Raw genomic sequence first — 24974 nt, 5'->3', positions numbered from 1 at the left:
CGTCGGGCACGAACGGCAATCTGTGTTGCCGTTTTCGGGACGGCCGGGTGGAATGCCCGCATGGACGATGTGGATGACGTGGACGACGTGGACAAGCCGGCGCCTTATCAAGCGGTCCTCGACGAGGTCGCCCCGCGGCTGAGACGGCTTCGGGACCGGCGCGGTCTCACCCTGGCGGCGCTCTCGGAAGTCACCGGCATCTCCAAGAGCACGCTCTCCCGCCTCGAGTCAGGGCAGCGCCGTCCGAGTCTCGAACTGCTGCTGCCACTGGCCGGTGCGTACGGCGTGCCCCTGGACGAGCTGGTCGGCGCTCCCGAGGTGGGAGATCCCCGGGTCCGGCTGACGCCCCGTCCGATGCCGAGCGGCGGCACGTTCGTCCCGCTGTCCCGGTCTCCCGGCCCTCTTCAGGCGTACAAGATGGTCATCACCGACCGGGGCCCCGAGCCGGAACTGCGTACGCATGAGGGCTACGAGTGGCTGTATGTGCTGGACGGCCGGCTGCGGCTCGTCCTCGCGGAGCACGATCTGGTCCTCGGCCCGGGCGAGGCAGCCGAGTTCGACACCCGGGTCCCTCACTGGTTCAGCAGCGCGGACGGCCGGCCCGTCGAACTCCTCAGCCTCTTCGGGAGGCAGGGGGAACGCATGCACGTCCGCGCCAAGCCCCACAGGTGAGCCGCCTCCCGCGGAAGGCCCGGCGACCGGCACGGTTAAGGTTCCGATGTGTCGTCGTACAGCATTGGCCAGGCCGCGCGCCTGCTCGGGGTGAGTGGGGAGACCGTGCGTCGGTGGGCCGACAGCGGGCGGCTGACGATGGGGCGGGACGGTACGGGCAACCGTGTCATCGACGGCGTCGGTCTCGCGCGGTTCGCCAGGAGCCGGGCCGCGCAGGCCGATCGGGGCGCGGCCGGGGCTCCGCGCACGTCGGTGCGCAACTCGTTCACGGGGATCGTGACGGCTCTCAAGACCGACGACGTCGTGGCGCAGGTGGAGATCCAGTCCGGACCGCACCGGATGGTGTCGATGGTGACGCGCGAGGCCGTCGAGGAGTTGGGCCTCGCCGTCGGGGTCACCGTCACCGCGCGCGTGAAGTCGACGAGCGTGCACCTCGACCGTTCGTAGCCGGGCTCTCGCGGCTCAGCAGCGCGGCCCAGAGGTCGGCGCGGTCGTACAGCCGGGAGAGGTCCCGGCCGGTGAAGTGCTCGATGCGCTGGACGCGGTAGTGGACGGTGTTGACGTGCAGATGCAGTGCCTCCGCGGTGCGCGCCCATGAGCCGTCGCAGGCGAGGAACGTCTCCAGGGTCTGCAGGAGCGCGGCCGAGGACGCGTTCGTCTCGTCGAGCAACGGGCCCAGGACGGTGCGGCCGAACGCGGCGCGCACCTCGGCGGGAACGCCCGTGAGCAGCGTTTCGAGGCCGGTGAGCGAGGCCGCGTCGGTCAGGCGTGAGGCCCTGGGCGTGGTCGCGCGGGACGAGGTCAGGGCGTAACGGGCTTCGGGCAGTGCCCCGTTCAGGTTCCGGGGCGCGGCTGCCGGGGAGGCGATGCCCGCGTGCAGCGGGTCGGACGGGTCGCAGGCCGCGAGCAACGGCCATGCGTCGGCCAGCGTTTCGCCCACGGCGTCCGCCCCGGCGACGACGGCGAACGCGGTGCCGTCGGGGAGCCGTCCCACGGCGGCGGCGGTGTCCTGGACATGGGCGGCCGCCTCGGTCAGCGCGCCCTGCGCCGAGTCCTCACGCCCCGAGCCGACTTCGGCGACGACCACGCGGTACGGGCCTTCCTCGGGGAGCCCGCAGCCTCGGAGCGCTGCTTCGAGGACGGCCTCGTCGGTGTCGGGCGCGGTGAGCAGCGCGCCGAGTTCGCGCACCGCACGGTCCTCGTCGGCCCGGCTGCGGGCCCGGATCTCCTGGCATCGGCCGAGGACCTCCGCGATCTCGTGCAGCATGCGCGGCGGGGCGCCGTCAGGGTCGGGGACGTGCAGATACCAGCGTTCGTAGGGCGAGACCGCGTCGGTGTCGGCCTGGACGGGCAGGGTGACGGACGCGCGGCCGAGCCCCGGACCGAGGCCGGCTCCCGAGGAGTTGCGACTGTTCCTCCGTGGTGGGGCCGTGCCCGTCGTGATCAGGGCGGCGGCGTCCCGTGTCGGGAGGTCGGCCGCGGCGGCGGTGGCGGCCACGGTGCGTCCCGTCGCAGTGAGGACGTGCGCGACCGGCCCGTCGAGGTGGGCGAACGCGGCGTCGACGATCGCGGCCGGGTCCGCATCCTGCGCCAGGAGCCGGCTCAGCGTGACGCGCACGTTCTCGGGCAGGGCGTGGTGGCGGCTGAGCTCGCCCCACTGCTGGAGATAGACCGTGTCGGTGATGGCCCGGAACATGATGTGCGCCGGGACCGCCGCGATGGGGAGCCCGTGGCGGCGGCACGCGTCGACGAGGTCGTCGGGGACGGCGCCGTGCGTCTCCTCCCCCGCGAGGAGCACGGCCGCGCCCGCCGTGCGCAGCGCGGAGACGAACCGGTCCGCCTTGGTCCGCCCGCTCCTCGCGGTCCACCACACCAGGCCGGTGAGTACGACCTCGGCCGTCCGCACGAAGCGGGCCGGGTCCTCCAGGTCGGTGACGGTCACGCCACTGATCTCCTGCCGCAGGTGCGGTTCGTCCGCCCAGAGCAGGCGCAGGCCGAGCGACTCGTCCCTCAGGAGATGTTCGATGTGCATGTGCGCTGACTCCCTGTGTACCCGGGGGCGCAGAAAGCGGCGCCCCCTTTCTCACATTCGCCAGGCGAGTGCGAGTCATCGCATCGTAAATGCCAGAGCGAACGAGCGAAATGCGCCTTGGTTGAACATCCAAGGGCAGGGCCTTCAGGGCTGGAGATTCCGTGCTGCGAACCAGCCGTCCGGACAGCCGCACCTCACACCTGTCCGCTCGCCGTCAGCACGACGCGGAAACGGGGCGCCCGCCTCCGCTCGTAAAGAAACGACCCTCAAACGACCCCGGGCATGTAGTGAAAACCGGCCGCTAGATCGTCACCGTAGAGGCAGGCCCTCCCCTGAGGTGCAACGACGCACTCAGGAGCGGGACCGTCCGACTGTTCCGGCAGCGGTCACATCACGTGGCCATCGAACGTGCCGGTCCGACCACGGGAGCAAAGTGAGGCGATACGTGATCCAGGTGCGCGCCGTCGACGCGAGAGTCCGCGCCGAGCGCACAGGCACGCCCCCGCCCGCTCCCGCCCGGTCCCTCCTGTCACGGAGGCCGTCCGGATGAGGCGTCGGCGGCCGTCCGCGATCGGCCACACATCAGCGAACCATCCCGCCGGCCCGGTCAGCCGTGCCTGATCCAGTTCCACTTCAGGACGACCATGATCGCGGGCCCGAACAGCATGGTGAGGATCCACAGGCCGACACTGGCAGGCGAGTAGATGACGTGCTGCCACGTGTCCGGAAGCGCCGCCGGCGCGAGGAACAGCACGGTCAGAACAACCGAGGTCACCGCCACCACAGTGATCATTCGCACAGCCGTCACATCGTCCTCCCCCTCCGAGACGGCCCAGCATAACCGCAGGCCACGGGCCGTCTCACGCCACCTCACGCCCCTGGCAGGGCTGAGCCTCAGGGGCGCCCCCCGGTCGCCGCGAAGGCGAGCGGCCCGTCCGTACCGAAGGCCAGCGCGTTGAAGCGTTCGCCGATCCGGCGCTGGGTCGCGGCGTCCGGGTGGAGCTGATCCGGCAGCGGCCGCTCGGCGAAGTCCGCCTCGCCGTAGAGGTCGCGGCCGTCGAGGTAGTACAGGTTCGCGTCGTCCGCCGACCGCTGCTTCACAAGACGCGCCAGCTCGTCCCGGATCACGTTGAGCGTCAGCTTCCCGGCCGCCCGCTCCGCCGGGTCACCGAGGGCCACGAACTGGAGCCTGCCCTCGCCGAGGTTGCTGAAGTCCGGGGCGCAGGGTCCCGGAGTGTCCTCGTGGATGGCGCAGTAGATCGGTGACACGACCAGCAGCGGCACGGTCGGGTGTCCCTCGCGGATCGCGTCGAGGAAACCGTGCACCGCCGGGGCGAAGGCGCGCACACGCATCAGGTCGGCGTTGACAATGTTGATGCCGATCTTGACGCTGATCAGGTCCGCGGGGGTGTCCCTCATGGCCCGCGCGGTGAACGGGTCGAGCAGGGCGCTGCCGCCCAGGCCGAGGTTCATCAGGTCCACGCCACCGAGGGACGCTGCCAGCGCAGGCCAGGTCGTGGTGGGGCTCGCGGCGTCCGAGCCGTGACTGATCGAACTGCCGTGATGCAGCCACACCTTGCGTCCGCTGTCCGGTGCGGACTCGACCGGGGCGTCGGTGCGCAGTGTGACCAGCTCGGTGATCTCGTTGTACGGCAGCCAGATCTCGACGTCCTTCAGCCGGTCGGGCAGGCCGGTGAACCGGACGCTGCCGACGGGGCCGGGCCGGGTCTCCCTGGTGCCGGTGGTCATGTCCATCATCTGTACGTTGCCGCCGGTCACGCCGGCCTGCGCGGCCAGGCGGCCGTCGACCAGCAGGTCGTACACGCCGTCCGGACCGGGCGGCGCACCCTTGTAGGCCATCTTGGTCCGGAGCGCGTCCAGCTCGATGACGGTGGCCCGGGTACGGAACACCAGCCGCACGCCGGAGGGCTGGGACTCCGCCATGGCCAGTTGACCGTCGGACCACTGTGCGCGCGCCCGCGCGGGCAGCCGGTGCGGGAGGACGCCGTGCTCGGTGCGCTCCAGCTCGCAGGCGCCGCGCACGAGGTCAGCAGTGACGGGTGTGGTGGTCCAGTTGTCGTTCATGTGCATTGCTGCCTCAACCTGTTGATCAATGTGTCTGGAGGGTCCGGGCCATCCGGCCCGAGCCGTGTGGCGCGTTCGACCGTGGTCAGGGTGCGGGCCAGTTCCGCAGCGTGGCGTCGAGGGAGTCGAGGATCCGCGACCAGCTTTCCTGCGAGTCGGGGGCGCTGTGACTGAACCCTCCCTGCATCTCCAGGCTGACGTAGCCGTGGAAGACGCTGCCCAGGAGACGGACCGCGTGGGTCTGGTCCGGTTCCGTGAGGTCGTAGCCACGCAGAATCGCCCGCGTCATCTGCGCGTGCCTGACGCCGGCACCGGCGGCCGCTGTCTCCGGGTCGAGCCGCAGCTGGGCTGCCGCGTAGCGACCGGGGTGTTCCCTGGCGTAGTCGCGGTAGACGTTCGCGAAGGCGGCGAGGGCGTCCTTGCCCGCGCGCCCGGCCAGTGCCGCGGCACCCCTGTCGGCCAGCTCCTCCAGGGCGAGCAGCGCGATGCCGGTCTTGAGTTCCTGGGAGTTCTTCAGGTGCGAGTACAGGCTCGCGACCTTGACGTCGAACTGTCTCGCGAGCTCCGAGACGGTCACCTTGTCGAACCCGACCTCGTCGGCCAGCTCGGCGCCCGCCCGGATCAGGCGCTCCCTGGTCAACCCCGCACGAACCATGACGTCCACCCCAATCAACGAAATCGATTATGCAGTTTCCTAATACATTTAGGCAACTTCTTAATCACCTTAGGGTCGACGTCCCAGGGCGGGAGCAGCCCGCAGGCGGATCGCTTCAGCGGCGCGTCGCCGGGTCGATCGGGGCCTGGAGTGGTGGCATGGGCGAGGTCATTACCGGTCGCGTCCTTGGGTAGGCGGCCGGATGATCGTCTGGGTGGGCACGCTCATCCAGGCAGGACCGAAGAACAGCGACACCTGGGAGGTAGCAATGTCCTCGAAGCGACGACGCAAGAAGAAGGCCCGCCGCAAGCACGCCGCGAACCACGGCAAGCGCCCCCAGTCCTGAGGGAACTCGCCGGACAGATCAGGGGCGGTGCCGGACGGCGCCGCCCCTGACCCGTTTCGCTCACACTCCTCCGGCATTCGTGTTCACCCGCGCGAGCGCTGACCGGGATCGTCTCGACGGCGACCTAGGATCCGCTGCGTGGCACACACCTTCGACGAACTCGTCGAGAGACAGCAGGCCGCGAACGCGGCACACCACGAGGTCCTGAGACTGCGGGACGGCTATGGACCACCGGGGCTCGAGCCGTTGAGCGAGTCGCAGACGCAGACCTACGAGACGGCCTGGCGCGCGTGGCGGGACCTGGCCCGCGATGTACAGCAGGCCGTCACCGAGTACGCCAAGGACGAGGGCCTCGCCAGGAACGACGTCGAGGCGGACGTGAAGGCGAAGGCGGGTGGCGGCGCCGGATAGCCCGGTCAGGTGGCGAAGACCTGCGCGTCGTCGGCGAACGCCTTGAACTCCAGGGCGTTGCCCGCCGGGTCGAGGAGGAACATCGTCCACTGCTCGCCGGGCTCGCCCGCGAAGCGGACATAGGGCTCGATGACGAACTTCGCGTCTGCGGCGCGGAGCCGGTCGGCGAGCTCCTGGAACGCCGGGATCGTGAGGATCAGGCCGAAGTGCGGGACGGGCACGTCGTGCCCGTCGACAGGGTTGTGGATGTGCTGGGCGCGGGTGGGGGCGAGGTGGGTGACGAACTGGTGGCCGTGCAGGTTCCAGTCCACCCATGTGCCGGCACTCCTGCCCTGCGCAAGGCCGAGCACCTCACCGTAGAAGTACCGGGCGGCGGCCAGGTCGTCCACGGGCATGGCCAGGTGGAACCGCGGGATCGGCGAGTCGGGTTCGGTCATGGTGAGGCGGTCTCCTTCCGGGAGACTGTGCGGTGACGAGGCGTCAGCAGAGCTTGCCGCGTCGGACGACCTTGGCGTACCCGTCCGCAGCGTCGACGTCACGCCGGCGAGGCCGCGATCCGTACGGGCGTCGGATCCTGGCGCGTTTTCGCCGCCCACCGCGACACGGGCCCCAGCGCGTACGAGGCCGCCAGGACCAGACCGCCGAGCAGCAGCCAGCCCGGCGTGCCCATTCCCAGCAGCAGCGCGGTGAGCAGCAGCGGGCCCAGTGTGCGGGCGACCGTGACGCCCGTACCGAAGAAGCCCTGGTACTCGCCGATGCGTCCGGCCGGGGCCAGGTCGAAGCCGAGCTGCCAGGATCCGGCCGACTGGAGCATCTCGGCGGCGACCAAAAGCACCGATCCCCCGACCAGCGCGGCGACCGCGGCCCAGACCGATCCGGAGGCCGAGGCGGCGAAGACACCGCAGGCCAGGAGCATCAGCACGCCTGACCGGCGGATGGCGCGGGCCGCCGTGGGGAGGCCGGAGACCGAGCGGGCCGTGCGGACCTGGAAGAGCATCACGGCGCCGGTGTTGAGGATGAAGAGGGCGGAGACGAGCCACGTGGGGGCTTCGGTGCGCTCGTTGATCCACAGCGGGAGCCCGAGGCTGAGCAGCGGCATCCGCAGAAGAAGGGCGGTGTTGAGGAGCGTCACGGCGGCGTAGGGCCGGTCCCGCAGGACTTCGAGCCGCGCGCCCCGGACGGCCGGGGCCGGTGCGACGCGCGGGAGCCGCAGCAGGACGAGCGCGCACAGGACGAAACTCAGGGCGTCGATCGCGAAGACCGCGAGATACGCGGACCTCGTCCCGGCGGACAGGGCGAGGCCGCCGAGCGCCGCGCCCACCGCGAGACCCGCGTTGAGGGTCGACTGCAGGTGGGCGAGCGCACCAGTGCGGTCCTCCTTGGCCACCAGACCGGCGAGCAGCGCCTGGCGTGCGGCCGCGAGTCCCGACTGTGCACTCGCGTAGAGGCAGGCGGCCACGAGGAAGGGGAGGAAATCGCGTACGACCAGGAAGGAGGCGACCGCCGCGCCGGTCGCGAGGGCGAGCAGGACCGCCGTCCCCCGGGGGCCCCGGCGGTCCGCGATCCGGCCGAGCGGCACCCCGACGACGGAGCCGGCCGCCCAGGCGACGGTGAGACCGAGGCCGATCCTGGCGGGCGCGAGGCCCACGACGTGGGTGAAGTAGAGCGCCGAGGTGACGTAGTACGCGCCGTCGCCCAGCGAATTGCTCAACTGGGCCAGGGCGAGGGTGCGTTGAGGGCCGGCGGGCGGCAGCAGGTTCGGCATGCCAATGACGGTACGCACGTATCGGCCCATCCATGTGGGGCAATTCCGGGCCTTGTACTTGGGCCATTTAGCAGGCGCACTGCGTGGCCGGAAACCGTCGTAGACTCGAACACATGTCCGAACTGCCGCCTGATCTGCCACGGCTCCGCACGCTGGAGACGTGGCTCGTGCTGTCCCTGGACAGGGTGCGCCGCAAGATCGCGGAGGCGGAGCGGCAGGAAGCGGAGAGGCGGCGTGGCGAGCGGGACCGGCCACCGGCCCCCGACTGGCTGCTAGAGATGGGCCTCGGCGGACGCGCCCCTGTGTACGTGCACGTCGGCGGCTGCCACATGGCGGGCAAACGGTCGCGAGGCGTCACGGACGACCAGGCGCGCCGCGCCCTCTGGGAGCAGGTGCCAGCCTGCCCGCACTGCAACCCCGACGCTGTGCTCGGCGTACTGGACTGAACCCTCACGGCCTCCCGTAAGAGCGCCGTCGCGAGGCGGCCTCCGGGTTCCCGCCCCAGGACGCTTCCCGGCCCAGGACGCCTGCCGGCCCAGGATGCTTCCGCCCCCAGGAAGGACCTCTCCCCCCTTTTCGCGCTCGCCCTCGAAAGAACCCGAGACCTTTCACGCGGCCGTCTCCTTCCATGCCACGTCGAGCGACATGTCCGTTGCGGGCGCCGGGCGTTGAGCCCAGCGGACGGCGAAGGGGGCCGCCAGGCCGGTGACGGTGAACAGGGCTCCCATGACGTACCAGCCGGGTCGGCCCCACGTGATGCAGAGCGCGATCAGCAGGCTGGGGCCGAGCGCGTCGGCGAGGCCCGCACCCAGTCCGAACACGCCGAGGTACTGGCCGGTGGCGCGTTCGGGGGCGAGGGCGAAGGACACCTCGAACCCCGCGGCGGAGTGCCACAGTTCGCCGACGGTATGGACCGCCACCCCGGCCAGGAGGAGCGTCGCGGCGGCCCAGGCCGGTGCGCCCGCGGACAGGGAGATCAGCGAACAGGAGACGAGGAAGACCACCCCTGCCCGCCGGTACGCGCCCCCGGCCGCCGCCGGGGAGTTGACGGAGCGGCTGGCCCGCACCTGAAGGGCGATCACGATGACGGTGTTGCCGAGCATCGTGCCCGAGACGAGCCAGTGCGGCGCGCTGGTGGCGACGACCAGCCACAGCGGAATGGCCACGGTCAGCACCTTGAACTGGATCGCCATGATGCCGTCCAGCGCCGTGAGCAGGAGGTAGGGCCGGTCCCGCAAGGCGATCCAGCGGGGGCCGGCGGGCATCGGTTCCGGAGCCACCGGCGGCAGGAAGAGCAGGATCGCGGCGGAGGCGCCGAAGGCGACAGCATTGCCGACGACCAGGAGCTGGTACGCGGTGTGGGTGCCCACCTGGAGAGCCACGCCCGCCAGCAGCGCGCCGAGGGAGATACCGGTGTTGGTGACGGCCCTGAGGTAGGCGCGGTACTCCTGCGGACGGTCCCCGCCGAAGCGCCTGATGAGCGGGCTGCGCGCGGCCCGTCCCGCAGCCGTCGCCCCCGTCGCGGCACAGACGGCCAGGACGAACGGCCAGAAGCTGTCCACCAGGACGAAGCCCGCCGTCGCCAGCGCCTGCACGACGATGGTCGCCGCGTAGACTCCGCGCGCTCCGCACCTGTCCGCGAGGTGGCCCGCGGCTATGCCCATGGCGAGCGAGGCGAAGCCGGCGACACCGAGCCCGAGTCCCACCTGCGTCGCGGGGAGACGGACGTCCTGGGTGAAGTACAGGACGCCGGCGGTCAGGTAGAGGCCACTGCCGACGGTGTTGACGAAGTTCGATGCGGCGATGACGCGTTGGGGTCCTGCTTCGGGCACCAGCTGGGGCATGTCGTGGCTCCGCGTCCTAGGGCGGGCGGTAAGGACCGGGCCAGCTTGTTGCACATTACGTGCAATAGCAAGAGAGTTGCGCAGTAACTCCGTCGGACAACCACTGAAGAGCCCGCACGCACAGAGCGAGCCCCGCCCGGCCGGGGGGGGTGGGCCGAGCGGGGCTCTGTCTCTATCTTCCAGGAAAATCGCCAGGCCACCGGACGCACGCGCCCGGCATTCGGATGACCCTGGCCCCATGGACGTCGGGCCGAACGCCGCGCACCGCACCTCGCCACAGGCGGGCGCAGAGTGGCGGCGCACGGACAGATCCCTCGGTCGCGCACTCCGACATCGCCGAGCCCCTGCGCCAGGCCGGGCTGTCGCCGGACGCGGAGATGCCGCTGCGGGCGAGACGGCCCGTCAGGTCCGCACAGTGCAAGCGGAATTGGCCATGACCGCACCCTTGCCTCCGGACCACCCGGCTCATATAACGTTGTAAAGCGCCACGCGATGAGCACACATGGTGAAGCACGCACGGTGAAGCACCGCCCCGCACCTGCGGTGTGCGCGGCTGCGCGTCGAGGCCGTGAACAAGAGCGCCGAGCCGCTACCTTCTCTGGCAACCCGTCAGCATTCATAGCCCCCTCCGCATTCGGCAACAGCGCCCCCGTGAACGGTGACAACGTTATCAATTGCCCTGCAGCCGTGAGCTGTTGAGCAGAAGGCGAGATCCCGCATGACGTCAGCCTTCCCTTCCCCCTCCTCTCCCTCATCCCCTTCCGCTCCCTCCTCCCCTGCCGACAAGAGAACCCTCACCCGCCGCGGCATTCTGCGCGGTTCGGTCCTGCTCGGCGCCACGGCCGCGACGTCCGGCCTGCTGGGCTCCCCTGTCGCCGCGGCGGCGGCAAGGCCCGTCGCGGCCTCGGGCGGCCGCCGCCTTCCCCCGGCGGACCGCGCGAAGGCGGCCCAGGTGCGCGCCGAGTTCCTCCATGGCTGGAACGGCTACAAGAAGGCCGCCTGGGGGCACGACGAGGTCAAGCCCGTGTCCGGCACGAGCAGTGAGTTCTTCGTCCCGGGCCACCCCGTCGCACTGTCGGTGATCGAGGCGCTGGACACGCTCTACGTGATGGAGCTCGACGACGAGCTGAAGCTGAGCTGCGACTACCTGGAAAAGCATCTCGACCTCGACATCGACGGCGACTTCCATGTCTTCGAGGCGATCATCCGCGTGGTCGGCGGACTCCTGTCCGGCTATCTGGTGACCCGCAGGCCGAGGCTCCTGGAGCTGACCCGCGAGGCGGCGGACCGGCTGCTCCCGGCGTTCACGAAGTCGCCGACCGGCATCCCGTACACGCAGGTCAACCTGCGCACCGGGGCCGTCTCGGGGAACACGCCCCCGCTGGCCGAAGTGGGCACGAACATCCTCGAGTTCGGGGTGCTCTCGCAGCTGACGGGTGATCAGAAATACTACCGGGCGGCGAAGAAGGCCTACCGCGAGACGATGCGGCGCATCTCGCCGCTCGGGCTGCTCGGTACGTCGCTGAACGTCGAGACCGGGAAGTGGGCCGACGGGACCGACACGGCTCCGAACCCGCCGGTGGACTCGTTCTACGAGTATCTGTGGGGCGGCTGGGAGCTGTTCGGCGACCGGGACCTGCTCGACTGGTACCGCGAGACCACGAACGCGATCCTGCGGCGCCAGTCGGTGACCGTCGACGGTCATCTGTGGTTCCGCCAGGTCGACATGAACACGGGCGAGACCACCGGGACCCGCGCCTCGGAGCTCGCCTCGTTCTACGGCGGTCTCCTCGCGATGGGCGGCGACCAGCCGCACGGCGAGGCGTACTACCGGTCCTGGTCTGCGGTGATGCAGCGCTATCCCGTGCTGCCGGAGGAGATCGACTACACCGACTTCTCGGCGACGCAGAAGGGTAACCAGCTGAGGCCGGAGTACGTGAACTCCTCGTTCAACCTCTTCCAGCTAGATGGCCGGCAGGAGTGGCGCGACACCGCGTGGACGTACTTCAAGGGGATGAAGAACCTGCGCGTCGACGGTGGTTACACCATCGCCTCGGACGTGACCACCTCGCCGATGACGCTCGGAGATCTGACTCCGGCGTACTGGTTCGCGGAGAACATGAAGTACCTCTACCTCATCTTCGCCGCCGCCCCGCGCTACGACTACAAGACCGGCTATCTCTCGACCGAGGGCAAGCTGCTGCGCGGCGTGCGCTGATCCCGGCGGGCCCCCGGCGGTACCCGGGGGTCGTCTTGTCATGACCCTGGACAGCGCCCCTGAGGGCGTGCTGTCATGCCAACTGCCCGTTCCTTCCAACGTTGTACAGACGCAGGCGACGAGCCGCCCCCCTTCCTCAGTCAAGGAGGATTCGTGCGCACCAAACGACTCAGAGGCCGACTGGCCATGCTGCTGGCCGCGGGCCTGGGCCTCGCGGCACTCACCGTGTCGCCGTCGGCGACAGCGGCCGGCGACCCGGTCGAACCACACGGCCTCAAAGGCGAGTACTACACCCAGTCCGCCCCCGGAGCCTTCGACTTCCACGAGCTCAAGGCCACCGGTTTCGACCCGAAACTCGACTTCGACACCCTCGAGCCGCGGCTGCGGACCGCCACCGGCCAGGCCGACGACGCCAGTGTGCGCTGGACGGGCAAGGTCGTACCGGAGAAGACCGGCGCGACAACGTTTTCCGTCACCGGCGACAACGGGTTCCGGCTGTGGGTCGACGGCAAGCTCGCCATCGACCACTGGGTCGACGACTGGGACAAGGAACAGACCTCCCAGCCCGTCGACCTGACGGCCGGCCAGGCCTACGACATCAAGGTCGAGTACTTCGAGCACTTCGGTGGCTCGAACCTCCATCTGCGCTGGACCGAGCCGGGCGAGACCAAGGAAGCGATCCCCTCCTCCGCCTTCCGGCTGCCCGACGGCTGGGACTACGACGGAGCGATATCGACGACCGTCCTCAAGGACGGCCGCACTCTCAAGCTCGACTTCGCGCAGTCCCTCGCGGCCCCGCCGGCCGGCATAGCGGATCACCTCCAGGCCGTGATCGGCGGCGCCCAGTGGCCGCTCTCCACGATCAAGGCCGACCCGGCCGACCCCCGCACCCTGCTCGTCGGGCTCAAGGAGCCGGTCGTGGGCAAGAAGGGCGGCGGCGCGTCCGGCCAGGCCGATGTCACGTACGACGGCAAGGGCGGGCTGACCGGAACGGGCGGCAAGGCCGTCGGCCAGTTCTGGAGCAGTGGCCCGAACGACTCCGAGTACGAGCTGCGCACCAAGTGGGCCGATGAGGTGGGGCCGAAGAACGCCCACCCCGAGTACCCGCGCCCGCAGCTCACCCGGGACGCCTGGCAGAACCTCAACGGCGAGTGGCAGTTCGCCGCGGCGAAGTCCGGCGACAAGCCGCCGGTCGGCAAGCAGCTCGGTGAGAAGATCCTCGTGCCCTACCCGGTCGAGTCGCAGCTCTCCGGCATCGAGCGCCACGAGGACCGCATGTGGTACCGCCGCACCTTCACGGTCCCCGCGGGCTGGAAGGTCGGCGACGGCAAGCGCCTCCAGCTGAACTTCGGGGCCGTCGACTGGCAGTCCGAGGTGTACGTCAACGGCACCAAGGTCGCCGAACACAAGGGCGGCTACGACAAGTTCAGTGCCGACGTCACGGACGCGCTGAAGCCGGGGCGCACCCAGGAGCTGATCGTCGGCGTCTACGACCCGACGGACGCGCAGGGCGGTGAGAACCCGCCGGTCGGCAAGCAGCGCCTCGACCCGAGCGGCATCTGGTACACCCCCTCCTCCGGCATCTGGCAGACCGTGTGGATGGAGTCGGTCGCGGCCGACCACGCCGCCGACCTCAAGATCACCCCGGACGTCGCGGCGGGCAAGGCCACCGTCGAGGCCAAGGGCGTGCGGGACGGCGTGCCCGTCACGGCGACGGCGTACGACGGCAAGCGGAAGGTCGCCACGGCGAGCGGGGTCACCGGCGCGCCGCTGACCCTGAAGATCGACAAGGCGCATCTGTGGTCGCCCGACGACCCGTTCCTCTACAACCTCAAGGTGAACGTCGGCAAGGACAGCGTCGGCAGCTACTTCGGGATGCGCTCCATCTCCGTCGAGAAGGTGAACGGTACGCCGCGCACCCTCCTCAACGGCAAGCCCGTCTTCATGATGGCCACGCTCGACCAGGGCTTCTGGCCCGACGGGCTGCACACCGCGCCGACGGACGAGGCGCTGGCCTACGACCTGAAGATGCACAAGCAGATGGGCTTCAACTCGGTCCGCAAGCACATCAAGGTCGAGCCCGACCGCTGGTTCTACTGGGCGGACAAGCTCGGTCTGATGGTGTGGCAGGACATGCCGGCCATGAGCGCGACGCCGGACACGGCCGCGCGCGCCGAGTACGAGCGTGAGATGAAGACGATGATCGACCAGCACAGCAGCCACCCCTCGGTGGTCATGTGGGTCACCTTCAACGAGGGCTGGGGCCAGTACGACGTGGGCCGCATCGCCGAGCAGGCCAAGGCCTGGGACCCGACGCGGCTGGTCAACAACATGTCGGGCCTCAACCTGGGGGCGGACGGCGGGACCGGCGACATCATGGACGAGCACGGCTACCCGAGCCCGGCCCTGCCGCCGCATCCCGACGGCAAGCGCGCCCTGGTCAGCGGCGAATACGGCGGCCTCGGCCTCGCGGTGCCCGGTCACGCCTGGGCGGTGCAGCAGTCGTACGTGGATGTCGACCCGGCGAAGTACACGGACGACTACCTCGCGCGGCTCGCCGAGGTGCACAAGCTGGCCTGCCAGGGCAGCAACGGCGCCGTGTACACCCAGATCTCGGACGTCGAGGGTGAGCTCAACGGCCTGCTGACGTACGACCGCAAGATCGTCAAGCCGGATGTGAAGCGGGTGAAGGCGGCGCAGGAAGCGCTGATCCGCGACGCGTCGCAGGCGACCGTGGCCGGCTGCTCCGGCAGCTGAGCGCGGTCGGTCCGGCAAGTGCCCGGTCCCCCTTTCGCGCCTTTCGGGGCGGAGGGGGACCGGGGCACGGCTCGCCCTCTCCCCTGTGCACGACCCCCTTCGCATCTCCTCCCCCGTACCCCTGAACAGGAGCACCCGCATGCCTGTCAGCAGACGCGCTCTTCTCGGCGTCGGCGCCCTGGGCCTGGGCGCCGCGGCGCTCGGCGGCCCGTCCGCCACGTCCGCGGCGGCGGCTTCACGGCCGTCGGCCGGCACACTGCTTCCGGATGCGTTCCGTAAGCTGCCCTCGGGCAGTGTCACCGCCCATGGCTGGCTCGCCGGGCAGCTGAAGCTCCAGCTCGACGGGCTGTGCGGCCGGTACGAGGACCTCTCCCACTTCCTGGACTTCGACAACACCGGCTGGGTGCACCCCGAGCGCGGCGCGTGGGAGGAACTTCCGTACTGGCTGCGCGGCTATGTACCGCTCGCGGTCGCCACCGGTGACGCACACGCTCTGGCCCGCTCGCGGGAGTGGATCGACGCGATCCTCGCCACGCAGGAGAGCGACGGCTTCTTCGGTCCGCGAGCACTGCGCACCTCGCTCAACGGCGGTCCGGACTTCTGGCCGTTCCTGCCGCTGCTGATGGCGCTGCGGACGTACGAGGAGTACACGCGCGACGAGCGCGTCGTCCCGTTCGTGACCCGCTTCCTGAGTTTCATGAACGCCCAAGGGCCCGGGGCGTTCAACTCCAGCTGGGTTTCCTTCCGTTGGGGTGACGGCCTCGACATCGTGGTGTGGCTGTACCGCCGTACCGGGGAGAAGTTCCTCCTCGATCTGGCAGGCAAGATGCACACCCTCGGGGCGGACTGGACAGGCGATACGCCCTCGCGCCACAACGTGAACATCGCCCAGGGATTCCGTGAGCCGGCCCAGTACGCGCAGCTCACCGGATCGGCCGAGCTGACCCGGGCCACCTACCGCGGTTACGAGGCCGTGATGGGCGCCTACGGCCAGTTCCCCGGCGGTGGCATGGCGGGGGACGAGAACTACCGGCCCGGCTTCGGGGACCCCCGGCAGGGCTTCGAGACCTGCGGCATCGTCGAGTTCATGGCCAGCCACGAACTGCTCACGCGCATCACGGGCGACCCGGTGTGGGCGGACCGCTGCGAGGAACTCGCGTTCAACATGCTGCCCGCCGCGCTCGACCCGCAGGGCAAGTCCCTGCACTACGTCACGAGCGCCAACAGCGTCGACCTGAACAACACCCCCAAGACACAAGGGCAGTTCCAGAACGGCTTCGCCATGCAGTCCCTGCAGCCCGGCGTCGACCAGTACCGCTGCTGCCCGCACAACTACGGCATGGGCTGGCCCTACTTCAACGAGGAGCTGTGGCTCGCCACCCCCGGCGACGGCCTCGCCGCCGCCATGTACGCACCCTGCACGCTCCGCACGCGCGTCGCCGGTGGCACCGAGGTGTCCATCGTCGAGGAGACGGGCTACCCCTTCACCGAGACGGTCGAGTTCCGGCTCTCCACTCCGAAGCCGGTACGTTTCCCGCTCCAGCTGCGTATCCCGGGGTGGTGCCGCGGGCCCGAACTCCTCGTCAACGGCAAGCACTCGGCGGCGAAGGACGGACCGGTCTGGGCCAGGGTGGAGCGCACCTGGCACGACGGGGACGTGGTGACGCTGCGCCTGCCGCAGCACACTTCGCTGCGCCACTGGCCCGGCAACCATGACGCCGTCAGCGTCGACCACGGACCGCTCACCTACTCCTTGAAGATCGGCGAGCAGTACGAGCGCTACGCGGGCGACGACACGTTCCCGCACTACGAGGTGCACGCGACCTCCGCCTGGAACTACGGCCTGTCGCCCGACGCCGGCCTCGCGTTCCGGCGCGACGACGGGCCGGTGGGGGACAACCCCTTCACTCACGGCACGACGCCGGTGCACATCACGGCGCGCGCCCGTCGTATCGAGGAGTGGGTCGCGGACGACGAGCACGTCGTCGCGCCTCTGCAGGGCGGACCGGCCCGGAGCGAGGCGCCCGTGGAGACGGTGACGCTCGTCCCGATGGGAGCGGCCCGGCTGCGGATCACTGCGTTCCCCCAGGCCTCGCCCGACGGCAGGGCGTGGACGCCGGAGCCCGCGTTCCGGCGGATCGCCAACAAGCACAGCGGGAAGGTCCTGGCGGTCGACGGGATGTCGACCGAGAACAGTGCCCGCGTCGTCCAGTTCGCCAACTCCGGTACGGGCGACCACGCGTGGCAGCTCGTCGACAAGGGCGACGGCTGGCACCTGATCCGCAACGGCCAGAGCGGCAAGGTCCTCGGGGTCGACGGGATGTCGACGGCCAACAGCGCACACGTCGTCCAGTACGAGGACAACGGCACCGCCGACCACCTGTGGGCGCTCGTCGACAGCGGGGACGGGTGGTACCGGATCCGCAACAAGAACAGCGGCAAGGTCCTTGGCGTGGACGGGATGTCGACGGCGGACAGCGCGCAGGTCGTCCAGTTCGACGACAACGGGACCGACGACCACTTGTGGCGGCTGCTCTGAGGTCGTGATCGGTTGTGGCGCGCCGGACGGATCCCGGCGCGCCACGCCGTCGGTGCGCGGGGGACGGGGGTCTGCTTCCTCGACGTTCGAGCCGCTGGTCCAGCGGCCGGTCCTGGGTGGATCCATCCCCTTGCCACCTTTCGCCATGCGGACGTATAACGTTGCAAGCCCGGCTCCAGAGCTTTTGCGCCGGGGCCATGGCTCCGGCGCCGTGCGGGCACGCACCGGTCCCCGGCGCCCGGCAGGCCACCGGAAGGAATGTTGTGCGGGTCAGCCTCAAGGACGTCGCCGCGCGTGCGGGCGTGTCGATCAAGACCGTCTCGAATGTGGTGAACAACTACCAGCACGTCACACCCGCGATGCGCGAGCGGGTGCAGCAGGCCATCGACGAGCTCGGCTACCGCCCCAACCTCACCGCGCGGCACCTGCGACAGGGGCGGACCGGCATCATCGCTCTCGCCCTGCCCGAGCTGGGCAACCCGTACTTCGCCGAACTCGCGGCCGCGGTGATCGACGCCGCCGCCGTCCACGACTACATCGTGCTCCTCGACCACACAGGAGGCCGGCGCGAACAAGAGGTCCTGGTCAGTCAGGGGTTCCGCGCCCGCGTCATCGACGGCCTGATCCTCAGCCCCATCGAGCTGGAGGCGGAAGACCTGCGCGAGCGGACGGAGAACGTGCCGCTGGTCCTGCTCGGTGAGCGCCACTACGACCTGCCGTACGACCACATCGCCGTGGACAACGTCGCCGCGGCCCGCGCCGCCGTCCGTCATCTGATCGACCTCGGGCGCCGCGAGGTGGCGTTCATCGGCGCCCGCCGTGGCCACAGCCAACCCGCCCACCTGCGAGTTCAGGGGTGGCGCGAGGAACTCCTGTCGGCGGGCCTCTCCGTGGACGACGGGCTGATCGCGACGACCGAGGGGTGGGGGCACGCGGACGGCGCGGCCGCGATGACCCGGATCCTGGAGACCGGACGCCGGCCCGACGCCGTGTTCGCGTACAACGACCCCATCGCCATCGGTGCGATGCGGGTGCTGTCGGAGCGTGGCATGCGCGTGCCCGAGGACGTCGCCGTGGTCGGCTTCGACGACGTCGTGGAGGGGCACTTCGGGGCGGTCACGCTCACCTCGGTGTCGCCGGACAAGGAGGCGATCGCGCGGATGGCGGTGGAGTCGGTGCTGGCCCGGCTCAGCGGCCAGGCGCCCGAGCCCCGACGCGTCTGGGCGGACTACCGGCTCATCGCACGCGAGAGCACGCTGGGGCGGAACACGTAGGCCGGGCGGCGGGGGCGGCCGCCCGCCCATTGCGCCGCGAAGGCGACTTCTCGCCCACCTCCCCGACCTGACAGGCGCCGGACGACCACCGAAAAGGCACCGGATTACCGAGGGCCTGACGCCGGAGGACCGAGGGGTCGGCGCCGATGACCGCCGGACAACCGAAAGATCCGAGCAGATACCTGTACCGGTCTCTTACAACGTTGTAATGTCCAGGCGTCCGCAGCTGCCGGTCTCCGGCTCCGTCCGCGCCCCCGCCGGCATCGCCCGCGTCCGGCGCCGGCCGGAGCCCGGCCCTCACCCCCGCGAGGAGCCCATGTCCTTCGCCGCCCCTTTCCCGGCACCCTTCGGCGCCACCCCCTCGGGCCTCCCGATCGAGCGCTGGACTCTGCGCAGTGCGAGCGGAGTTGAGGCCGCCGTGCTGACGTACGGCGCCGTACTGCATTCCCTGTCTGTCCCCGGCCCCGGGAGGCGGCCACCCGCCGGGGTCGTGCTCAGCCTCCCGGACGTGAAGCACTACGTCACCCATGGCGCGTATCTCGGCGCCGTGGTGGGGCGGTTCGCCAACCGCATCGCCGCGGGCTCGTTCACCCTGGACGGAACGCGGCACCACATCCCCGGCAACGACCGGGGCAACGCGCTGCACGGCGGGGCCGACGGGTTCGACCGCCGGGTGTGGCGGGCCGAGCCGTGCGAGCGGCCCGACGGCGCCGCGAGTGTGCGGCTGAGCCTGGACAGTCCGGACGGCGACCAGGGCTTTCCCGGTTCGCTCCGGGTGTCGGTCACCTACACCCTGACATCCGACGGGTCCCTCACGCTCGACTATCACGCCGTCACCGAGGGTCCCACGCCGGTCAATCTGACACACCATGCCTATTTCAACCTCTCCGGGGACCCGGACCGAGGGGTGCTCGACCACCTTCTGACCGTGGACGCCGCCACGTATCTGCCCATCGACGAAACGGGCCTCCCGCTCCCTGGAACTCCCGCACCGGTGGCCGGTTCGCCGTTCGACTTCACCCGGTCGCGGCGGATCGGTGCGCGGATCACCGAGCCCGACGTTCAGCTGACGCGCGCCGGCGGCTACGACCACTGCTGGGTGCTCGACGACCGCGTCCGCCCTTCTGGCGACGGGCAGTTGGGCCTGCGGCGCGCGGCTCGCCTGGAGGACCCCGGCAGTGGGCGCGTGCTGGAAGTGCACACCAGCGAGCCCGGGCTCCAGGTGTACGCGGGGCAGCAACTCGACGGCGGTTTCAGCGACTTCCTGGGCCGCAGGCTGGGCGCCCACGCGGGCCTGTGCCTGGAGACGCAGCATTTCCCCGACTCCCCCAACCGCCCCGACTATCCGGACACCGTCCTGCGCCCGGACCAGATCCTTCGCAGCCGGACCGTGCTCAGCTTCCCGCACCTCACAGCGGTCGCACCGTGACCGCGGCCGGGCGGGCCGTCCGAATCACAGGGCGGTCACGTCCCGTACAAAGGCTTTACACCCTCCTTTCAACGATGTAAAAACTCCTGCGGGCGGACCGGTAAAGGCTCTCGCCTCGTCGAGCCGCACACTCGCCGCCCTCGCTGCTCCCTGCCAACCCTCCGTCGCCGCGTCACCCGGATCGGGGTCACCATGAAGCACTTCACCCACCGCCGTCACCTCACCGCCCGCCCTGTGATCGTGGTCCTGGCCGCCGCCATGGCCCTCGCCGCCTCCGGCTGCGCCAAGTCCGAGGACGACGCCGCGAACAAGTCGGACTCCTCCGCGTCCGCCGCCGACGCGGGCCAGAAGGTCGTCACGCCGAAGCCCGGCAGCAAGGGCTGCACGATCGACGCGTACGGCGGGAAGAAGCTCGATCTCAAGAACGCCACGGTCGGCTTCTCGCAGTCCGAGAAGGAGGCCAACCCCTTCCGGATCGCGGAGACGGCCTCGATCAAGGCCGAGGCGGACAAGCGCGGTCTGAAGCTGCTCACCGCCAACGCCCAGTCCCAGTTCTCCAAGCAGATCAGCGACGTGCAGGACCTCCTCGCCAAGGGCGCCGACCTGTTGGTGATCGCCCCGCTCAACTCGGACGGCTGGGAACCCGTGTTGAAGGCTGCCGCGGCCAAGAAGGTGCCGATCGTCACCATCGACCGCAAGATCAACGCCACGGCGTGCAAGGACTACGTCAGCTTCATCGCGTCGGACTTCGTCGACCAGGGCGAGCGCGCCGCCGACCAGATGATCGCGGCGACCGGCGGCAAGGGCGAGGTCGCCATCCTGCTCGGCGCGGCGGGCAACAACGTCACCACCGAGCGCACCAAGGGCTTCAAGGACCGCATCAAGGAGAAGGCCCCGGACCTCAAGGTGGTCTTCCAGCAGACCGGCGACTTCGCCCGCGAGAAGGGCCAGCAGGTCACCGAGCAGCTGATCCAGTCCAAGCCCGGCATCAAGGGGATCTACGCCGAGAACGACGAGATGGGGCTCGGCGCGGTCGCCGCGCTCAAGGGCGCAGGCAAGAAGGCCGGGGACGTGAAGATCGTGACGGTCGACGGGACGCGCAACGCGGTCCAGGGCATCGTCGACGGCTGGATCAGCGGTGTCATCGAGTCCAACCCGCGGTTCGGCCCGCTCGCCTTCCAGACCCTCGACACGTTCACCCAGGGCAAGGAAGTCCCCCAGGACGTCATCATCCAGGACGGTGCCTACGACGCTAAGAACGCCAAGTCGGACATCGGCAAGGCGTTCTGACACTGCTTCAGACGGGCGGGGGCAGGGTCCGAGCGGCCCCACCCCCGCCCCCCGGTACTCCCCTTTCCTCGCCCGAGCCCTCACCCACCCTGGAGGCACAGGTGGCTCCCTCCGACGAAGTCCTCACCGTCCGCGGACTCAGCAAGTCGTTCCCCGGTGTCCGGGCCCTGGACGGGGTGGACCTCGCGCTGCGCGCCGGTGAGGTCCACGCCCTGATCGGCGAGAACGGCGCCGGCAAGTCGACGCTCATCAAGGTGCTCACCGGCGTGTACCGGCCCGATGCCGGAGACATCACCTACCAAGGCCGCCCGGTCTCCTTCGCGACACCGCTGGAGGCCCAGCACGCGGGCATCTCCACGATCTACCAAGAGGTCAACCTCATCCCGCTGTTGAGCGTGGCCCGCAACCTCTTCCTGGGTCGCGAGCCGCGCAACCGGTTCGGGCTGCTCGACTTCGGCCGTATGCACCGTGAGGCCGAGGAGACGCTGCGCGCCTACGGAGTGCGGGTGGATGTGCGCCGGCCACTTCGCATGCTGGGCGTCGGCGCCCAGCAGATGGTGGCCCTGGCCCGGGCCGTCGCCACCGACGCTCGGGTCGTCATCATGGACGAGCCGACCTCCTCACTCGAACCGCGCGAGGTGGAGACCCTGTTCGAGGTGATCCGCCGGCTGCGCGCGGAGGGGATCGCCGTCATCTACGTCAGCCATCGGCTCGACGAGCTGTACGCCGTGTGCGACACCGTGACGGTACTGCGGGACGGCTGCCGGGTGCACACCGGACGTCTCACGGATCTGGACCGGCTCACGCTGGTGTCCACGATGCTGGGGCGTGACATGGGTGAGGTACGCAGCGAGGGCGTCACCAAGTTCACCGGCGACCACCATGCCGCGGATTCCGAACCTGTGCTCAGCGCACGGAATCTGACGGTTCCTCACAAGCTGCTCGGAGTCTCGCTGGACATCCGTCCCGGCGAGGTCGTCGGTCTGGGCGGGCTCCTCGGGTCGGGGCGCACGGAGACCGCCAAGGCGATCTCCGGCGCTCTGCCGTCGAAGGCGGGCAGTGTCACCGTGGCCGGGGTCCCGCTGCGCGCGGGCTCCACGCCCGCCGCCATCCGCGCCGGCATCAGTCTGCTGCCGGAGGACCGCAAGAGCGAGGGCATCGTCCCCGGGCTCTCCGTCCGCGAGAACATCGCGCTCGCCGCGCTGCCGAGGCTCTCCCGCTTCGGTCTGGTCTCCGAGGCCCAGGTCGACAAGATCGTGGACACGTTCGTCAAGCGACTTCGTATCAAGGCCTCTTCGCCGCACCAGAAGGTGGGTGAGCTGTCCGGCGGCAATCAGCAGAAGGTGCTGCTGGCCCGCTGGCTGGCCATGCACCCGAAGGTGCTGCTCCTGGACGAGCCCACGCGCGGCATCGACGTGGGGGCCAAGGCCGAGGTGCAGAAGCTGGTCGACGAACTGGCCGAGGACGGCCTCGGTGTCCTGCTCATCTCCTCCGACCTGGAGGAACTCATCGAAGGGTCCGACCGCGTGGTCGTGCTGAAGGACGGCGCGGTCGTCGGCGAGCTGACCGGCGACGACGTCACGGAGGACAAGCTGATGCACACCATCGCGGCGGGCAGCCCCGCCCCTGGCGCCGCCGGGGAGGTGACCCGCCATGGCTGAGGCCGCGATACGGCCGGCCGTCCTCGACCGTGCGCGCGTCCTGCAGTGGATGCAGACGTACGGCGTGTACGCGGGCGTGGCCGTCCTGCTCGTCGTCAACATCGCCGTGACCCCGCACTTCCTGTCCGCGGAGAACTTCCGGACGCAGGCCGTGCAGGTCGCACCCGTGATCATCGTCGCGCTCGGCATGGCCCTGGCGATCGGCACCGAGGGCATCGACCTGTCCGTGGGTGCGGTCATGGCGCTCGCCGCCTCGGTCACGGCCCTCTATCTGGGGTACGGGCTCGTGCCGGCCCTGCTCGCGGTGGCGCTGTTCGCCGCCGTGGTGGGCCTGGCCAACGGGGCACTGGTCGCCTGGGTCGGCGTCCAGCCGATCGTGGCCACCCTCGCCCTCATGGTCGGCGGCCGGGGCGTCGCCCTGGTGCTGCTGCCGCAGCTCAAGGACCTGCACAACCCGGGGCTCGCGTCGCTCGGTTCGGGTGACGTCCTCGGCATCCCGTACCTCATCGTCATCGCCGCCACGCTCGCGCTGCTGGTCGCCTTCGTCGTCCGACGCACCACCTTCGGGCGGCAGTTGCTCGCCATCGGCGACAACCGGGCGGCCTCGAAGCTCGCGGGGCTCCCGGTGCGCCGCGTCCTGATGCTCGTCTACGTGGCGTGCGCGCTCCTCGCCGCTGTCGCGGGTGTACTCGCGACCGCGCGGCTCCAGGCCAGCGACCCCACGTCGCTGGGCAATCTGATGGAGCTGTCCGCGATCACCGCGGTGGTGGTCGGCGGCACCCCCCTGAGCGGCGGCAGGGTCAACATCGCCGGAACGGTGGCGGGCGCCGTCCTCATCCAGCTGCTCACCGCCACCCTCATCAAGCACGATCTGCCGCCTTCGTGGACGCAGATCGCCCAGGCCATCGTGATCGTGCTGGCGGTGTACGCGGCGCGCGGACGGGGGAAGCGATGACGGCGACCAGGACGGAAACGGAAGGGACCGTGGCCCCTACGGGGAAGGAACTGCTCGACGCCGCCGAGCCCGTGGGCAGCAGCCGCTCCGAGCGGCTGAGCGCGCTGGTCCAGCAGCACGGCGCACTCGCGGTCCTCGTGATCGTGTCGGCGGTGGCGTCGCTGAGCTTCGACTCGTTCGCCACCGGGGACAACCTGTCCAACATGGCGACGAGTTCGGCGTTCCTGGCGGTCGTCGCCCTCGGCATGACGTTCGTCATCGTCACCGGCGGCATCGACCTGTCCGTCGGCTCGCTCTTCGCCCTGGGCGGCGTTCTGGCCGCGTGGGGTTCGCAGTACGGCACCCTGGTGGCGCTCCTGCTGCCGATGACGGTCTGCGGTCTCATCGGTGTGGTCAACGGCCTGTTGATCGCCCGCTCGCGGCTGGCTCCCTTCATCGTCACGCTGGCCGCGATGCTGGGTGCGCGCGGCCTGATGCTCTCCCTCACCGACGAGGGCGCCGACACCTATCTCGTCAAGAAGGGGTCGTTCCTGGCCGAGCTCGGGCAGGGCACGACCCTCGGCGTCGGCAACCCTGTGTGGATCACCCTGGCCCTGTTCGTGGCGGGCGCGGTCGTCCTGCGCCGCAGCCGCTTCGGCCAGCATGTCTACGCGGTCGGCGGCAATGAGGACGCGGCCGCCCTCATGGGTGCTCCCGTGGCCCGTACCAAGATCCTCGTCTATACGCTGTCCGGCGTCCTCGCGGGCCTGGCGGGTGCGCTCAACGCCGCCTGGCTGGCCTCCGGCGTCACGATCCTCGGTAACGGCATGGAGCTGGAGGCCATTTCGGCGGTCGTCATCGGCGGGACCCTGCTGACCGGCGGCCTCGGCTACGTCAGCGGTTCCCTGGTGGGCGTGCTGCTCCTGAAGGTGATCCAGAACGTCATCAACCAGATCGGCTCCCTCGACTCCTCCTACCAGCAGGTCGTCAGCGGCGCGTTCCTGGCGGTCGTGGTCATCGCGCAGACGTGGCTCGGCCGGAGGCGGCAGTTGTTGTAGCCGA

Annotated in this window: 21 protein-coding genes; 14 read left to right on the top strand and 7 right to left on the bottom strand. The window is 70.2% G+C overall.

The genetic code is table 11. The annotated features are described in order from the left end of the window. Positions 1-60 precede the first annotated feature (60 nt). Together ACIPWY_RS20145 and ACIPWY_RS20140 are read left to right on the top strand one after the other, a co-directional pair. Positions 61-672, top strand: coding sequence for a helix-turn-helix domain-containing protein (locus tag ACIPWY_RS20145; RefSeq protein WP_393700947.1), 612 nt, complete (start codon positions 61-63; stop codon positions 670-672). Between the two features lie 48 nt (positions 673-720). Further along, on the top strand, positions 721-1119 hold the full coding sequence (locus ACIPWY_RS20140; RefSeq protein ID WP_401534158.1) for a molybdopterin-binding protein: 399 nt from the start codon (positions 721-723) through the stop codon (positions 1117-1119). Here ACIPWY_RS20140 and ACIPWY_RS20135 read toward each other — a convergent pair. The 4 genes from ACIPWY_RS20135 to ACIPWY_RS20120 all read right to left on the bottom strand — a co-directional run bounded on the left by ACIPWY_RS20135 (position 1073) and on the right by ACIPWY_RS20120 (position 5444). Next, positions 1073-2704: a PucR family transcriptional regulator gene (locus ACIPWY_RS20135; protein WP_401534156.1), complete on the bottom strand. Its 1632-nt coding sequence runs from the start codon at positions 2702-2704 to the stop codon at positions 1073-1075. The two genes, ACIPWY_RS20140 and ACIPWY_RS20135, sit on opposite strands and share 47 nt — an antisense overlap. Positions 2705-3311: 607 nt before the next feature. After that, positions 3312-3512, bottom strand: coding sequence for a hypothetical protein (locus ACIPWY_RS20130; RefSeq protein ID WP_362903075.1), 201 nt, complete (start codon positions 3510-3512; stop codon positions 3312-3314). An 86-nt stretch (positions 3513-3598) separates the two neighbouring features. Then, positions 3599-4795, bottom strand: a complete 1197-nt coding sequence (locus tag ACIPWY_RS20125; protein WP_393700943.1) for a GDSL-type esterase/lipase family protein — start codon at positions 4793-4795, stop codon at positions 3599-3601. A 79-nt stretch (positions 4796-4874) separates the two neighbouring features. Continuing rightward, positions 4875-5444, bottom strand: coding sequence for a TetR/AcrR family transcriptional regulator (locus ACIPWY_RS20120; protein ID WP_362903072.1), 570 nt, complete (start codon positions 5442-5444; stop codon positions 4875-4877). Between the two features lie 202 nt (positions 5445-5646). Between ACIPWY_RS20120 and ACIPWY_RS20115 the strand changes: the two genes are divergently transcribed. Further along, positions 5647-5790 (top strand): 50S ribosomal protein bL37, encoded by a 144-nt coding sequence (locus tag ACIPWY_RS20115; protein WP_362903071.1) that lies wholly within the window; start codon positions 5647-5649, stop codon positions 5788-5790. Between the two features lie 138 nt (positions 5791-5928). Beyond that, the gene (locus tag ACIPWY_RS20110; RefSeq protein ID WP_362903069.1) at positions 5929-6201 is read left to right on the top strand and encodes a hypothetical protein; all 273 of its coding nucleotides are present in this window, start codon (positions 5929-5931) and stop codon (positions 6199-6201) included. 5 nt (positions 6202-6206) lie between these two features. On the opposite strand, the gene ACIPWY_RS20105 is transcribed toward ACIPWY_RS20110, so the two are convergent. Both ACIPWY_RS20105 and ACIPWY_RS20100 read right to left on the bottom strand, forming a co-directional pair. Next, entirely contained in the window at positions 6207-6638 is a 432-nt protein-coding gene (locus tag ACIPWY_RS20105) for a VOC family protein (RefSeq protein ID WP_393700938.1), read from the bottom strand. A gap of 98 nt (positions 6639-6736) precedes the next feature. Then, a complete protein-coding gene (locus ACIPWY_RS20100; protein ID WP_401534151.1) occupies positions 6737-7966 on the bottom strand; it encodes an MFS transporter in 1230 nt (409 codons plus the stop codon). 113 nt (positions 7967-8079) lie between these two features. Between ACIPWY_RS20100 and ACIPWY_RS20095 the strand changes: the two genes are divergently transcribed. Continuing rightward, positions 8080-8412, top strand: coding sequence for a DUF6233 domain-containing protein (locus ACIPWY_RS20095; RefSeq protein ID WP_362903063.1), 333 nt, complete (start codon positions 8080-8082; stop codon positions 8410-8412). A 162-nt stretch (positions 8413-8574) separates the two neighbouring features. Here the strand turns inward: ACIPWY_RS20095 and ACIPWY_RS20090 are convergent, their stop codons facing one another. Next, positions 8575-9810: an MFS transporter gene (locus tag ACIPWY_RS20090; RefSeq protein WP_401534149.1), complete on the bottom strand. Its 1236-nt coding sequence runs from the start codon at positions 9808-9810 to the stop codon at positions 8575-8577. 718 nt (positions 9811-10528) lie between these two features. Between ACIPWY_RS20090 and ACIPWY_RS20085 the strand changes: the two genes are divergently transcribed. The 9 genes from ACIPWY_RS20085 (at position 10529) to ACIPWY_RS20045 (ending at position 24970) form a co-directional block, all read left to right on the top strand. Then, entirely contained in the window at positions 10529-12028 is a 1500-nt protein-coding gene (locus tag ACIPWY_RS20085; protein ID WP_362903059.1) for a glycoside hydrolase family 47 protein, read from the top strand. A 153-nt stretch (positions 12029-12181) separates the two neighbouring features. Continuing rightward, complete coding sequence (locus tag ACIPWY_RS20080; RefSeq protein WP_401534145.1) at positions 12182-14785, top strand: PA14 domain-containing protein; 2604 nt, start codon at positions 12182-12184, stop codon at positions 14783-14785. Positions 14786-14924: 139 nt separating this feature from the next. Further along, on the top strand, positions 14925-17324 hold the full coding sequence (locus ACIPWY_RS20075) for a beta-L-arabinofuranosidase domain-containing protein (RefSeq protein WP_401534143.1): 2400 nt from the start codon (positions 14925-14927) through the stop codon (positions 17322-17324). A 263-nt stretch (positions 17325-17587) separates the two neighbouring features. Next, entirely contained in the window at positions 17588-18598 is a 1011-nt protein-coding gene (locus ACIPWY_RS20070; protein WP_401534141.1) for a LacI family DNA-binding transcriptional regulator, read from the top strand. Between the two features lie 316 nt (positions 18599-18914). After that, a complete protein-coding gene (locus ACIPWY_RS20065) occupies positions 18915-20027 on the top strand; it encodes an aldose epimerase family protein (RefSeq protein ID WP_393701176.1) in 1113 nt (370 codons plus the stop codon). Positions 20028-20219: 192 nt separating this feature from the next. Beyond that, positions 20220-21317, top strand: coding sequence for an ABC transporter substrate-binding protein (locus tag ACIPWY_RS20060; protein WP_362903053.1), 1098 nt, complete (start codon positions 20220-20222; stop codon positions 21315-21317). Between the two features lie 101 nt (positions 21318-21418). After that, positions 21419-22978, top strand: a complete 1560-nt coding sequence (locus ACIPWY_RS20055) for a sugar ABC transporter ATP-binding protein (protein ID WP_401534139.1) — start codon at positions 21419-21421, stop codon at positions 22976-22978. Next, positions 22971-23933, top strand: coding sequence for an ABC transporter permease (locus ACIPWY_RS20050; protein WP_401534137.1), 963 nt, complete (start codon positions 22971-22973; stop codon positions 23931-23933). The genes ACIPWY_RS20055 and ACIPWY_RS20050 overlap by 8 nt, the downstream gene beginning before the upstream one ends. Then, entirely contained in the window at positions 23930-24970 is a 1041-nt protein-coding gene (locus tag ACIPWY_RS20045) for an ABC transporter permease (protein WP_401534135.1), read from the top strand. The genes ACIPWY_RS20050 and ACIPWY_RS20045 overlap by 4 nt, the downstream gene beginning before the upstream one ends. The last annotated feature ends 4 nt before the right edge of the window (positions 24971-24974 follow it).

Origin of the sequence: Streptomyces sp. NPDC090032 (genome assembly GCF_044748025.1) — a bacterium.
In the GTDB taxonomy this organism is placed as follows: domain Bacteria; phylum Actinomycetota; class Actinomycetes; order Streptomycetales; family Streptomycetaceae; genus Streptomyces.
This window is presented reverse-complemented; position numbering and strand designations above follow the sequence as displayed.

What these genes read in the sequence shown, in the direction of transcription:
- ACIPWY_RS20145 (WP_393700947.1), top strand. Translation starts at nt 61, where the DNA reads ATGGACGATGTGGATGACGTGGACGACGTGGACAAGCCGGCGCCTTAT.
- ACIPWY_RS20135 (WP_401534156.1), bottom strand. Translation starts at nt 2,704, where the DNA reads ATGCACATCGAACATCTCCTGAGGGACGAGTCGCTCGGCCTGCGCCTG.
- ACIPWY_RS20125 (WP_393700943.1), bottom strand. Translation starts at nt 4,795, where the DNA reads ATGCACATGAACGACAACTGGACCACCACACCCGTCACTGCTGACCTC.
- ACIPWY_RS20120 (WP_362903072.1), bottom strand. Translation starts at nt 5,444, where the DNA reads ATGGTTCGTGCGGGGTTGACCAGGGAGCGCCTGATCCGGGCGGGCGCC.
- ACIPWY_RS20115 (WP_362903071.1), top strand. Translation starts at nt 5,647, where the DNA reads ATGATCGTCTGGGTGGGCACGCTCATCCAGGCAGGACCGAAGAACAGC.
- ACIPWY_RS20105 (WP_393700938.1), bottom strand. Translation starts at nt 6,638, where the DNA reads ATGACCGAACCCGACTCGCCGATCCCGCGGTTCCACCTGGCCATGCCC.
- ACIPWY_RS20100 (WP_401534151.1), bottom strand. Translation starts at nt 7,966, where the DNA reads ATGCCGAACCTGCTGCCGCCCGCCGGCCCTCAACGCACCCTCGCCCTG.
- ACIPWY_RS20095 (WP_362903063.1), top strand. Translation starts at nt 8,080, where the DNA reads ATGTCCGAACTGCCGCCTGATCTGCCACGGCTCCGCACGCTGGAGACG.
- ACIPWY_RS20090 (WP_401534149.1), bottom strand. Translation starts at nt 9,810, where the DNA reads ATGCCCCAGCTGGTGCCCGAAGCAGGACCCCAACGCGTCATCGCCGCA.
- ACIPWY_RS20085 (WP_362903059.1), top strand. Translation starts at nt 10,529, where the DNA reads ATGACGTCAGCCTTCCCTTCCCCCTCCTCTCCCTCATCCCCTTCCGCT.
- ACIPWY_RS20075 (WP_401534143.1), top strand. Translation starts at nt 14,925, where the DNA reads ATGCCTGTCAGCAGACGCGCTCTTCTCGGCGTCGGCGCCCTGGGCCTG.
- ACIPWY_RS20065 (WP_393701176.1), top strand. Translation starts at nt 18,915, where the DNA reads ATGTCCTTCGCCGCCCCTTTCCCGGCACCCTTCGGCGCCACCCCCTCG.
- ACIPWY_RS20060 (WP_362903053.1), top strand. Translation starts at nt 20,220, where the DNA reads ATGAAGCACTTCACCCACCGCCGTCACCTCACCGCCCGCCCTGTGATC.
- ACIPWY_RS20050 (WP_401534137.1), top strand. Translation starts at nt 22,971, where the DNA reads ATGGCTGAGGCCGCGATACGGCCGGCCGTCCTCGACCGTGCGCGCGTC.
- ACIPWY_RS20045 (WP_401534135.1), top strand. Translation starts at nt 23,930, where the DNA reads ATGACGGCGACCAGGACGGAAACGGAAGGGACCGTGGCCCCTACGGGG.